Origin of the sequence: Pseudochrobactrum sp. AO18b (genome assembly GCF_000409565.1) — a bacterium.
Lineage (GTDB): Bacteria > Pseudomonadota > Alphaproteobacteria > Rhizobiales > Rhizobiaceae > Pseudochrobactrum > Pseudochrobactrum saccharolyticum.
Map to the genome: position 1 here is coordinate 1 of NZ_ANNO01000488.1, position 11,864 is coordinate 11,864.

The following is an 11,864-nucleotide window of genomic DNA, read 5'->3' on the forward strand; positions in this document are numbered from 1 at the left end:
TGTCGAAAGCCATCAGTGTTTCAAGAAGACGCGGCATGTCTTTCAAAGGCACCATATTCGGGCCGTCGGAAGGCGCATTGTCCGGATCCTGATGCGTCTCAATGAAAACACCGGCAACGCCAACCGCGACCGATGCACGGGCGAGTGTTTCAACAAATTCACGCTGACCGCCGGTGCTGCCACCCTGACCGCCCGGTTGCTGAACCGAATGAGTCGCGTCAAAAATTACCGGCGCGCCAAGACCCGCCATAATCGGTAAGGAACGCATATCCGACACGAGTGTATTATAGCCGAAAGATGCACCACGCTCGGTCAGCATCACATTCGGATTGCCGCTTTCCACCACTTTGGCCATGACATTTTTCATGTCCCAAGGTGCCAGAAACTGACCTTTCTTGATATTGACCACACGGCCGGTATTCGCGGCAGCAATCAGCAGATCAGTCTGACGGCAGAGGAATGCCGGAATCTGCAACACATCAATGACTTCACCGACAACAGCGCATTGTTCTTCAGTATGCACGTCCGTCAGCACCGGAAAGCCGAAGTCTTTTTTAAGATCAGCAAAAACTTCCAGAGCCTTTTCGAGGCCGATACCGCGCTGACCTTTCAGCGAAGTACGGTTGGCTTTGTCGAAACTCGATTTATAAACCAGACCAATGCCGAGCTTATCTGTCATTTCTTTCAAGGCACCAGCCATATCATAGGCGTGTTCACGGCTTTCCATCTGGCACGGGCCGGCAATGATCGACAATGTGCCCTTGTTGGAAAACACTACATTGCCTGACGGCGCCTTAACCTCAACAACAGGATTGGCAGTCATATCTGTTCCTCAAAATTGAAAAGTACCTGACTTTTCCCAATAAATAACGGCGCAGGTAAATTTGCGCAGAAACCGCAGTGCGGTTTCATTTTCAGCATATGGACATTGCAAACCGCAATATCCAGTCCTTTTGATAAAAGCAAAACGGGCACTGTTAAAGTGCCCGCTTCAGATCTTAAACCAGACGGCTCTGAGTGACCGCTGCCTCGATAAAGGAAGCAAATAGCGGATGCGGCTCAAACGGACGCGATTTCAGCTCCGGATGATACTGCACACCAATGAACCACGGATGATCAGCATATTCGATGGTTTCCGGCAGAACACCGTCAGGTGACAGACCGGAGAAGGTCAGACCGGCTTTTTCAAGCTTTTCCATGTAGTCAATATTGACTTCATAGCGGTGACGATGACGCTCATGAATATCTGTCGAGCCATAAATATCCGCAATACGGGTGCCGCTTTTCAGCATGGATTCATAAGAACCCAGACGCATCGTACCGCCGAGATCACCGGACGCAGAACGCTTCTCCAGCATATTGCCTTTGAGCCATTCCGTCATCAGACCGACAACCGGTTCCTTCGCAGGACCGAATTCTGTAGAAGAAGCATCTTTGATACCGGCCAGATTACGCGCGGCTTCAATACATGCCATCTGCATACCGAAGCAGATACCGAAGTAAGGAACTTTATGCTCACGGGCAAATTTTGCCGCGAGAATCTTGCCCTCGGCACCACGCTCGCCAAAGCCGCCCGGCACCAGAATGCCGTGAACTTTTTCGAGATAAGGTGCAGCGTCTTCGCTCTCGAACACTTCCGCTTCGATCCAGTCGAGATTGACTTTCACACGGTTGGCAATGCCACCATGGGTCAGAGCTTCGATCAGCGATTTATAGGCTTCTTTCAGGCCGGTATATTTACCGACAACTGCAATAGTAACCTCACCTTCCGGATTATGGATACGGTTGGCAATTTCTTCCCAACGCTCCATTTGCGGCTTTGGTGCCGGTTCAATGCCGAAAGCTGCCAGAACTTCTGAATCCAGTCCCTCATTATGATAAGCCATCGGCACATCATAAATCGACTTAACATCCAGCGCCTGAATAACCGCGCTCGGGCGGACATTACAGAACAGCGAAAGCTTCTTGCGCTCGGATTCCGGAATTTCACGATCCGCACGGATCAGCAGAACATCCGGTGCAATACCGATCGAACGCAGTTCTTTCACCGAATGCTGTGTCGGCTTGGTTTTCAGCTCACCCGCTGCCGGAATATACGGCATCAGTGTCAGGTGAATATAAACGGCTGTGTTGCGCGGCAATTCATTGCCGAGCTGACGGATGGCTTCCAGAAACGGCATTGCTTCGATATCGCCGACTGTGCCGCCGATTTCGCAAAGCACGAAATCATAATCTTCATTACCTTCAGTAATGAAGTTTTTGATCTCATCCGTTACATGCGGAATAACCTGAACCGTCGCACCGAGATAATCGCCGCGGCGTTCTTTCTCGATGATGTTCTGGTAGATGCGGCCGGTAGTGATATTGTCCTGCTTTGTCGCAGAACGACCGGTGAAACGCTCATAATGACCGAGGTCAAGATCGGTTTCCGCACCGTCATCGGTCACAAATACCTCACCATGCTGGTAAGGAGACATCGTGCCCGGATCAATGTTGAGATAAGGGTCGAGCTTTCTGATCCGCACGCGGTAACCACGTGCCTGAAGAAGAGCCGCCAGTGCTGCTGCAGCTATGCCTTTTCCAAGGGAAGAGACCACGCCGCCTGTGATGAATACATATCGCGCCATGGGCTTATGTCGTTAGACTCTCCTGATTGATTCCGCCACTAAAAAATGACTTTCGTAACGGATTTTTCATTATTCTTAACATTTAACCGTCAAATCCATGAAGGATTTTTTGGTAAAACCCAATTTCACGCAACAACACCACCGTAAGGAATTTTCCTGACAGTGCTGAAATTACAAAACCTGCGTTGAAAACGCGCTACGGAAATCTGCTCCGCAGCTCTGAGCAAACAGATAGTGCTTCGACAAACAAATTGCCACTGCTTATTCGCTTGTCCTGAAAAACTTTTTGTAAAACTAAATTTACTTCACAAAAACGCAAAAAGCCGGCCTGAGCCGGCTTTTGTTTTATGTCGGTATAATCAGAGAACGACGACAGTCGCTCCGAGATTTACACGCTCATAGAGTTCCATGACATCTTCATTGGTCATGCGGAAGCAGCCATTTGATGCCGAGCTGCCGATTGTCCAAGGCTGAACCGTGCCGTGAATACGGATATAGGTGTCTTTATTGCCCTGAAACAGGTAGAGCGCGCGTGAACCCAGCGGGTTGCCCAGACCACCGTCCATACCGTTTTTGAAACGTCCGTAATGTTCAGGACTGCGCTTGACCATATCTGCGGTCGGAATCCAGCGCGGCCATTCACGCTTGGCATTGATTGTACCAGTGCCCTTAAATTCCAGTCCGACTTTACCGACAGCAATGCCATAACGGCGGGCTGTGGTTGGTGTTTCTACCAGATAAAGGAAATATTTTGCCGGATCGACAACGATTGTCCCTACCGGATAGCCCGAGAAGGCAACTGTCTGTGCCTGATATCTCGGATCAATATTATATTTGCCTTTGGCAGCCTTCTGGGTTGTGGCTTTCTTCTTCTCCGGCTTGGCGGCTTTAGCCGTCGTATCCGTTGATGCGGCCGCAGCAGCCGTCTGAGCGGCAGCCTGACCGGTGAGAGCGGAGAAACTTAAGCACAAACCGGCAAAACCGGCGATGAGAACACGGGATGAAATCATGGGGCTTTCTCAAAACACTCTTTTATGTCTCATCAGCACGATGAGCCGAAGATGAGGTGTAAACAGGTTGCTTGCTGATAGGCCAAACTCACTGATCTCTCAACGGGCAATATGTTACCCACAAGCTAATCCCGTCGTCTATGGCAAGCCTGCAACACTTTTATTGCAAAACCTTTAAAATAAAAAAGCCTCCGCGAAGGAGGCTTTTTATCATTCATAAATCCGGCTCTTACTGGGAGCTCGGAACCGGGCTTGCAGGTGCGGCAGGCTGTGCCGGTGTGCTTTCCGGTGTTGTTGTACCACCGCCAAGCTGATCCAGAATACCGTTGCCGCCTGCAGGTGCAGTCTGCGAGCTGCCGGCAGGGATACGGTTGAGAATATCTGTCGGACGTTCGCCGTTCATGGCGATAATGCCCAGAAGCAGCGAAGTTGCAAAGAAACCTGCGCCCAGAATTGCAGTTGTGCGGGTCAGAGCATTGGCTGCACCGCGCGCAGTCATGAAACCTGAACCACCACCGATACCAAGACCACCACCTTCGGAGCGCTGAATCAACACAACGCCGACAAGTGCGAGAACGATCAGGAGATGTATAACAATAAGAACGGTTTGCATGGGTTTCCGGACTGCTTTCTTATAGGAGTAGAAACGGCTTTCTACACGGATTTATCCGACAATCCAACCCCCTGCAACCGAATGCTTGCAAGGGATTGATATTTATTCAAATTCAGAGCACGCGATAGGCGTCGCAAATTGCGAGGAAATCGGTAGCTTTCAGGCTGGCACCGCCGACAAGCGCGCCATCCACATCAGCAACGCCGAGCAATTCAACAGCATTATTCGGCTTCACCGAACCACCATAGAGCAGACGCAGATGCGCGCCTTTGGCACCGAAACGCTCAATCAGCTTCGAGCGGATGAAAGCATGTACCGTGCGCACATCTGAAACGGTTGGTGTCAGGCCGGTGCCGATTGCCCAGACAGGCTCATAGGCAACAACGGTATTTTCCGGTGTCACACCTTCAGGCAGCGAATCTGCGATCTGCTGACCAACGATTTCAAGGGTCTGATCGGCCTGCTTCTGTTCAGCGGTTTCGCCAACGCAGACAATCGCGGTCAGACCGGTTTTCCAAGCGGCCTGTACTTTGGCGCAAACGGCTTCACTGGTCTCATGATGATCTGTGCGGCGCTCGGAATGACCGAGGATCACATGGCTTGCGCCTGCTTCTTTCAGCATCAGTGCAGAAATATCGCCGGTATGCGCGCCTGATTCTGCCGCATGGCAATCCTGACCGCCAACGCCGATAGCATCAGTTTCCGGTGTAGCCGCAGCACGCGAAATAAGAGTGGAAGGTACGCAGATCACCACGTCGAACTTGCGGCCGATATCCGTGCTGAGATTGGCAGCGATTGCACGCAGTTCACCCAGCTGCTCGCCGGTGCCGTTCATCTTCCAGTTACCCGCAACAAGCGGACGTATTTCCGGGGTCATTACACCCTCCTCACCAATGATTTCAGCCGCATTGCATAGCGGCTTCTGACACGGCCTCGCCGGTTTAGACCGGTGCGGCAGAGCCGGTTCGTGCCCAAAACTGAAACCGCTCTAGCAAATTCAGACCTGAAAGCAAATCCCCAAACGCATCGCTCAACATGGCTTTAACGGCAATAATGCCACAATTCTTTTCGTTCTTAGTGCCCTGAAGGCAGGTTTCCGTTTGACTGCATTATCATCGGCGGCTATCCCCTTATTTAACAAAGTGAGTTTACTCCACAAAGGTACTTCTATGCTTGACAGCTTGCGCACTGCATCCAAATCATGGGTCTCGAAATTCTTTCTCGGTCTTCTCGTCCTCTCTTTTGCAGCATGGGGTATCGCAGATGTGTTCCGTGAAGGTTTCAGCGGCAATGCTGTTCTGGAAGCCGGAGGCTCATCCGTATCGCCGACTGAATATCGTCTGGCCTATGACCGTCAGGTGATTGCTGTTTCCAACCAGCTGCGTCAGCAGCTGACCCGCGATCAGGCTAAAGCGCTCGGTATTCCGTCACAGGTAACCGGCCAGCTGGTTGCAGGCGTTCTGCTTGATGAACAGGCGCGCCAGATGGGACTGGGCATGTCGAAAGATCACCTCGCCCGTCTCACCGGTGAAGATCAGGCATTTCTGGATTCCAGCGGCCGCTTCTCCAACAACCAGTTTAACGCAGTACTGCGTCAGGCCGGTATGAGCGCGCAGGACTATTTCAACAGCCGCACCAAATATGCGCTGCGTCAGCAGATCGTTGAAGCTGTGTCAGACGGCATGAGCGCACCGGACACATTGTTCAAGGCGCTGGCGCTTTATGACGGTGAAAGCCGCACGGTTGATTACATCACGCTGACTCAGGAAAAAGCCGACACAATCGCGACACCTGATGATGCTGAGCTGAAAAAATGGTATGATGGCCATCTCGGCAATTACCGCGCACCGGAATATCGTAAAGTCAGCTATGTGCCGCTTGAAGCGCAGGACATTGTCAACGAAGCCGATGTTATGCCGGAAGAGATTCAGGAATATTACAAAAAGAACATTGCCCGTTTCTCGACTGAAGAAAAGCGTACTCTTGAACAGCTGAATTTCGCCAATGAAGAGGAAGCAAAAGCGGCTTCGGATAAAATCAAGTCCGGCACCAGCTTTGCTGATCTCGTTACCCAGAGCGGTAAAAAGCCAGAAGATGTTAAACTCGGAACATTTGTAAAAGGCGATCTGCCGGATGCAGTGATTGCTGATGCAGCTTTCGCTCTGCCTGCCAATGGCACAAGCGATGTTGTAAAAGGCGCATTCGGCCCTGTACTGCTGCATGTCAGCGCAATCGAGCCTGCAGCAGTGAAAACAGAAGCAGAAGTTGCACCGGAAATCCGCAAAACTCTGGCTCTGACACAGGCGCTGACCTCGCTGAATGCGGTTCATGACTCGTTTGAAGAAGAACGCGGTAATGGCGCAACGCTGGCGCAGGCTGCTGAAAAGCTGAAACTCAAAGTTAAAACCGTTGAAGCTGTTGATGTGAACGGCAATGCTCCGGACGGTAAGCCGGTTGCCGATCTGCCGCAGCTGCCTTCCTTCCTGACTTCTGTTTACCAGTCGGATCAGGGCATTGATAATGATGCACTGCCAACTCCAACCCGTGGTTATATCTGGTATCAGCTGGATGGTGTGACACCTGCCCGCGACAAAACATTTGATGAAGTCAAAGATCAGGTTGCAGCCGAGTGGAAACAGGATGAAGCAGCAAAGCGCCTGACAGCCAAAGCTGAAGAGCTGCGCAAGCGTCTTGAAGCCGGTGAAACTCTGGATGTTCTTGCTCAGGAAGCCGGCGTTGAAAAACAAACCAAACGCGGCCTGACCCGTACGGCTACAGATTCTGAACTGTCAGAGGCTGCGGTTGCGCAGATCTTCGGCGGCGCAGAAAATCTCACAGGCGTTGCAAGCGGCATCAATAAAGAAACCCAGATCCTGTTCAAAGTGATTGAGACAACCGAGCCTGCCGGTGTCAGCGCGGAAAGCCTGCCACAGGGCACACGCGATGCGATTTCCTCACGCATTGGTGACGACCTGCTGGAACAGCTGGTTGGCCGCCTGCAGAGCGAATATCCGGTTAAAATCAATCAGACCCTGATGGATCAGGCTCTTTCCTTCTAACGCCTTCTCACTTTGAAGGCAGGCGGAGCCTCACTAAAGATTCGAGTACACTATGTCAGATTTCAAAAGCTACATTGCCAAAGCTGTTACAGGCACACCTTTAACTCAGGCGGAGTCCAAAGCAGCGTTTGACATTATGATGTCCGGTTCCGCCACCCCTGCCCAGATCGGCGGTTTTCTGATGGCTCTGCGCATGCGCGGTGAAGCCGTTGCGGAAATTGCAGGCGCTGTGGAATCAATGCGTGCGAAAATGATCCCCGTCGATGCACCTGCCGGTGCAATTGATATTGTCGGCACCGGCGGCGATCAGTCCGGCTCTTATAACGTGTCCAGCTGTGCAGCCATTGTGACTGCGGGTGCAGGCGTGATCGTTGCCAAACATGGTAACCGCGCTTTGTCCTCACGCTCCGGTGCGGCAGATACACTGGCAGAACTGGGCATTAATATTGAGGCCGATCCGGCAACAATCAGCCGCTGCATTCATGATGCAGGTCTCGGCTTTATGTTCGCGCCGATGCATCATTCTTCGATGCGTCATGTCGGCCCTGCCCGCGTGGAACTTGGCACCCGTACAATTTTCAACCTGCTTGGCCCGCTCGCCAATCCGGCTGGTGTCAAGCATCAGCTCGTCGGCGTTTTCTCCCGCGAATGGGTACTGCCGATCGCCAAAGTGCTGAAAGAACTCGGCTCCGATCATGTTTGGGTTGTTTATGGCGATGGTCTGGATGAAATGACCACCGCAGGCACCACCAATATTGCAGCGCTGCATAATGGTGAAATCACCGAATTTGAAATCACACCGGAAGAAGTCGGCCTGAAGCGCGTTGCTTTTGACGCTCTCAAAGGCGGCGATGCGCAGCATAATGCAGCAGCCCTGCTGCGCGTACTTGGCGGTGAAGCCGGTGCTTATCGCGATATCGTGCTGCTCAATGCCGGTGCAGCACTCGTGATTGCCGGCAAGGCCAAAGATATCAAAGAAGGTATTGCCCTTGCTGCACAGTCGATTGACAGCGGCGCGGCAAAAGCCAAACTCGATCAGCTGATTGCTGTATCGAACAGCAAGACAAGTGAATAAAATGACCGATATTCTCAAAAAGATCGAAGCCTATAAGCTTGTTGAAATTGCAGAAGCCAAAGCCCGTTTGCCGCTGGCAGACGTGAAAAAAGCTGCTGCCGATCAGTCGCCTGCCCGTGGCTTCCTTAAAGCATTGGAAACAAAGCAGGATGCCGGTTCTTTCGGTCTGATTGCGGAAATCAAAAAAGCCAGCCCGTCCAAAGGTCTGATCCGTCCAGATTTTGATCCACCTGCATTGGCAAAAGCCTATGAAAATGGTGGTGCGGCCTGTCTTTCTGTTCTGACAGATACACCGAGCTTTCAGGGTGCTCCGGAATTCCTGCAACAGGCACGCGCTGCCTGCTCCCTTCCAGCGCTACGCAAAGACTTTCTGTTTGACGCTTATCAGGTCTATGAAGCGCGTCATTGGGGTGCGGATTGCATTCTCATCATAATGGCAAGCGTTGATGATGCTATGGCTAAAGAGCTGGAAGACACCGCCTTTTCGCTCGGCATGGATGCACTGATTGAAGTGCATGATGAAGCGGAGATGGAACGGGCACTCAAATTGTCGTCACGTCTGCTCGGCATCAACAATCGCAACCTGCGTACTTTCGAAGTCGATCTCGCAGTATCTGAGCGTCTGGCAGCCATGGTGCCTGATGATCGTCTGCTGGTTGGTGAAAGCGGTATCTTCACCCATGATGATTGCCTGCGTTTGCAGAAATCCGGCATCTCCACCTTCCTGATCGGTGAAAGCCTGATGCGCCAGCAGGATGTGGCCAGTGCAACCCGCAAACTCCTGACCGGCAAAGAGTAAACCATGAGCAAGCTGACACATCTCGATGAAAGCGGCGCTGCGAATATGGTCGATGTCGGCGACAAAGCCGAGACTGTGCGCATTGCCACGGCTTCGGGCTGTGTCACGATGCAAAAGCAGACGCTTGAGCTGATCCTTTCCGGCAATGCTGCCAAAGGCGATGTGATCGGCACCGCCCGTCTTGCCGGTATTATGGCTGCGAAAAAGACCTCTGATCTTATTCCGCTTTGCCATCCGCTGATGCTGAGCAAAGTCTCGGTTGATATCGAGCCGGATGAGACATTGCCTGGTTTGCGGGTCAGTGCAACCGTCAAACTCACCGGCAAAACCGGTGTGGAAATGGAAGCACTCACGGCTGTCTCCGTCGCCTGCCTGACGATTTATGATATGGCAAAAGCTGCCGATAAAGGCATGGTCATCGGCAATATAGCTGTCGACAGCAAAACCGGCGGTAAATCCGGTGACTGGCAGCGTTCTTAACAGATCGCTCTTATTTTTACGGGGTAGGTTTCATGGCATTATTACCGGTTGATGAAGCATTGCGGCTTTTGCTGGCGGATAAAATGCCTTCCGGCCATGAGCAAGTCGCTCTGCATGAAGCCGGTGACCGTGTTCTTGCTACTTCTATCTTTGCCTCATTCAATCAACCGCCCTTTGATGCCTCGGCTATGGACGGCTATGCTATTCGCTTTGCCGATGCAGAACAGCTGCCGGTGACACTGAAAGTCATCGGTGAATCTGCTGCGGGCAAAGGCTTTGACGGTACAGTCCGATCCGGTGAGGCTGTGCGTATTTTTACCGGTGCACCAATGCCTGTCGGTGCCGACACGATTGTCATTCAGGAAGACACGCTGCAGGAAGGCAATCTGGTCACATTGTTACGGGATGTGGACAAAAACCGTCACATCCGTTTCAGCGGACTGGATTTCAAAGACGGCGAATGTCTGTTGCAAACGGGTCACCTGCTTGATCCGGCATCGCTCTCTTTAGCTGCAGCGTCCGGTCACGCACAATTGCAGGTCTATAAACGCCCTAAAACAGCTATTCTTGCTACCGGCAATGAGCTGGTGCCTGCGGGGACTGTTCCTGCGGCAGATCAGATCGTCAGCTCCAACAGTTATGGTGTCGCAGAAATTGTACGGCGCAATGGCGGCGCGGCAGATGATCTGGGTATTGTGCCGGATGATCTGGCACTTATCGAACAATCCATTCGCAATGTTGCAGCTTCGGATGCCGATATTCTGATTACGCTGGGCGGCGCATCCGTCGGCGATCATGATCTGGTGCATAAAGCACTGACCAATTGCGGTGTGGAACTCGGCTTTTACAAAATCGCCATGCGTCCGGGCAAACCGCTGATGTTCGGCCAACTGGAACGCGAAGGTAAAGCGCCCCTGCTCGTTCTTGGTCTTCCAGGTAATCCGGTTTCCAGTCTCGTTTGTTCCTATGTGTTTCTGGCGCCGCTGGTTGCGCGTCTGGCAGGCAAAGCCGCGACCACCTATATTGCCGGCGCCAGACTGGCACAGGACATGGCTGCCAATGGCAACCGCCGCGATTATGCCCGCGCGGCACTAACCCGCAACTGCGATGGCGAGTTACTGGCAACGCCCCTGCCCGTGCAGGATTCTTCCATGCTGACCGTGATTACCCGTGCGGATGCTCTACTGATCCGTGAGCCTTTTGCTGAGGCAGCCAAAGCCGGTGATCGCTGTCAGATCCTGATGATACGCTGAAATCCTTTAAACAATCGGATTAATCACTTTTAAAGCCTTGCAGAACAATACTGGAACATATAGTGTTCGTTCTGGGTTTGTTTTAAAAATTGATTCTCGCAACCGCGCCCCGTGCATGCGGTTATGCGTTTAGTCCGCACGACTTCATTATCTGCCACCATAATTTCAGTAACCGGCAGATAATATAAAGGCTTTGGGAGCGTATAATGCTGACGCGTAAACAACATGAATTATTGCTGTTTATCCATGACCGCCTGAAGGAAAGCGGCATTCCCCCTTCGTTTGACGAGATGAAAGAGGCGCTCAATCTCGCTTCCAAGTCCGGCATTCACCGCCTGATTACTGCTCTGGAAGAACGCGGCTTTATCCGTCGCCTGCCAAACAGAGCGCGTGCGCTTGAAGTTGTGCGTCTGCCGGACTCGATTGCACCGGGTCTCAACAGCCAGAAAAAATTCTCACCAAGTGTCATTGAAGGCGATCTCGGCAAAAAGAATGTCACCGAACTGCCTAAAAAAGCAGCGCCCGCGACAGAATCTGAAGCACCTGCCGGTATCAGTGTCCCTGTGATGGGACGTATTGCTGCCGGTGTGCCGATTTCTGCGATCCAATCCCAGACCCATATGATTACCCTGCCGCCGGAAATGCTTGGCAGCGGTGAGCATTATGCGCTGGAAGTTAAAGGCGACTCGATGATCGAAGCCGGTATTCTTGACGGCGATACAGTGATTATCCGCCGTGGTGATACTGCAAATGCCGGTGAAATCGTTGTGGCTCTGGTCGATGATGAAGAAGCGACACTGAAACGCTTCCGCCGCAAAGGCGCATCTATTGCGCTTGAAGCTGCCAATCCGGCCTATGAAACCCGTATTTTCGGTCCTGACCGTGTGCGTGTTCAGGGCAGACTGGTTGGTCTGGTACGCCGCTACTAATATGCTATCGGGGTGAAAA

At 52.2% G+C, this 11,864-nt stretch carries 11 protein-coding genes; 6 read left to right on the top strand and 5 right to left on the bottom strand.

From position 1 onward, the window contains the following. The 5 genes from kdsA to tpiA form a co-directional block, all read right to left on the bottom strand. The coding region (gene kdsA, locus A918_RS0118125; protein WP_022712417.1) for a 3-deoxy-8-phosphooctulonate synthase at nt 1–823 on the bottom strand (823 nt) is incomplete at its 3' end. A gap of 175 nt (nt 824–998) precedes the next feature. Beyond that, a complete protein-coding gene (locus tag A918_RS0118135) occupies nt 999–2,627 on the bottom strand; it encodes a CTP synthase (protein WP_022712419.1) in 1,629 nt (542 codons plus the stop codon). A 359-nt stretch (nt 2,628–2,986) separates the two neighbouring features. Beyond that, nucleotides 2,987–3,637 carry a L,D-transpeptidase gene (locus tag A918_RS0118140; RefSeq protein ID WP_022712420.1) on the bottom strand — a complete coding sequence of 217 codons (651 nt, stop codon included), beginning with the start codon at nt 3,635–3,637 and terminating at the stop codon, nt 2,987–2,989. 229 nt (nt 3,638–3,866) lie between these two features. Beyond that, on the bottom strand, nt 3,867–4,250 hold the full coding sequence (gene secG / locus A918_RS0118145; RefSeq protein ID WP_022712421.1) for a preprotein translocase subunit SecG: 384 nt from the start codon (nt 4,248–4,250) through the stop codon (nt 3,867–3,869). Between the two features lie 112 nt (nt 4,251–4,362). Further along, on the bottom strand, nt 4,363–5,127 hold the full coding sequence (gene tpiA / locus A918_RS0118150) for a triose-phosphate isomerase (RefSeq protein WP_022712422.1): 765 nt from the start codon (nt 5,125–5,127) through the stop codon (nt 4,363–4,365). Between the two features lie 292 nt (nt 5,128–5,419). On the opposite strand from tpiA, the gene A918_RS0118155 reads away from it, so the two are divergent. The 6 genes from A918_RS0118155 (at nt 5,420) to lexA (ending at nt 11,845) form a co-directional block, all read left to right on the top strand. Then, nucleotides 5,420–7,309 carry a SurA N-terminal domain-containing protein gene (locus tag A918_RS0118155; RefSeq protein WP_022712423.1) on the top strand — a complete coding sequence of 630 codons (1,890 nt, stop codon included), beginning with the start codon at nt 5,420–5,422 and terminating at the stop codon, nt 7,307–7,309. Between the two features lie 52 nt (nt 7,310–7,361). Continuing rightward, complete coding sequence (trpD, locus tag A918_RS0118160) at nt 7,362–8,384, top strand: anthranilate phosphoribosyltransferase (RefSeq protein WP_022712424.1); 1,023 nt, start codon at nt 7,362–7,364, stop codon at nt 8,382–8,384. 1 nt (nt 8,385) lies between these two features. Beyond that, complete coding sequence (gene trpC, locus A918_RS0118165; protein ID WP_028233990.1) at nt 8,386–9,183, top strand: indole-3-glycerol phosphate synthase TrpC; 798 nt, start codon at nt 8,386–8,388, stop codon at nt 9,181–9,183. A 3-nt stretch (nt 9,184–9,186) separates the two neighbouring features. Continuing rightward, on the top strand, nt 9,187–9,663 hold the full coding sequence (gene moaC, locus A918_RS0118170) for a cyclic pyranopterin monophosphate synthase MoaC (RefSeq protein WP_022712426.1): 477 nt from the start codon (nt 9,187–9,189) through the stop codon (nt 9,661–9,663). A 32-nt stretch (nt 9,664–9,695) separates the two neighbouring features. Beyond that, nucleotides 9,696–10,916 carry a gephyrin-like molybdotransferase Glp gene (gene glp, locus A918_RS0118175; RefSeq protein ID WP_022712427.1) on the top strand — a complete coding sequence of 407 codons (1,221 nt, stop codon included), beginning with the start codon at nt 9,696–9,698 and terminating at the stop codon, nt 10,914–10,916. Between the two features lie 206 nt (nt 10,917–11,122). Further along, complete coding sequence (gene lexA / locus A918_RS0118180; protein WP_022712428.1) at nt 11,123–11,845, top strand: transcriptional repressor LexA; 723 nt, start codon at nt 11,123–11,125, stop codon at nt 11,843–11,845. Nucleotides 11,846–11,864 lie beyond the last annotated feature (19 nt).

Bases quoted from the DNA above. Each gene is read 5' to 3' on its own strand.
- tpiA (WP_022712422.1), bottom strand. From the start codon at position 5,127: ATGACCCCGGAAATACGTCCGCTTGTTGCGGGTAACTGGAAGATGAAC.
- A918_RS0118155 (WP_022712423.1), top strand. From the start codon at position 5,420: ATGCTTGACAGCTTGCGCACTGCATCCAAATCATGGGTCTCGAAATTC.
- glp (WP_022712427.1), top strand. From the start codon at position 9,696: ATGGCATTATTACCGGTTGATGAAGCATTGCGGCTTTTGCTGGCGGAT.
- secG (WP_022712421.1), bottom strand. From the start codon at position 4,250: ATGCAAACCGTTCTTATTGTTATACATCTCCTGATCGTTCTCGCACTT.
- A918_RS0118140 (WP_022712420.1), bottom strand. From the start codon at position 3,637: ATGATTTCATCCCGTGTTCTCATCGCCGGTTTTGCCGGTTTGTGCTTA.
- moaC (WP_022712426.1), top strand. From the start codon at position 9,187: ATGAGCAAGCTGACACATCTCGATGAAAGCGGCGCTGCGAATATGGTC.
- lexA (WP_022712428.1), top strand. From the start codon at position 11,123: ATGCTGACGCGTAAACAACATGAATTATTGCTGTTTATCCATGACCGC.
- A918_RS0118135 (WP_022712419.1), bottom strand. From the start codon at position 2,627: ATGGCGCGATATGTATTCATCACAGGCGGCGTGGTCTCTTCCCTTGGA.
- trpC (WP_028233990.1), top strand. From the start codon at position 8,386: ATGACCGATATTCTCAAAAAGATCGAAGCCTATAAGCTTGTTGAAATT.
- trpD (WP_022712424.1), top strand. From the start codon at position 7,362: ATGTCAGATTTCAAAAGCTACATTGCCAAAGCTGTTACAGGCACACCT.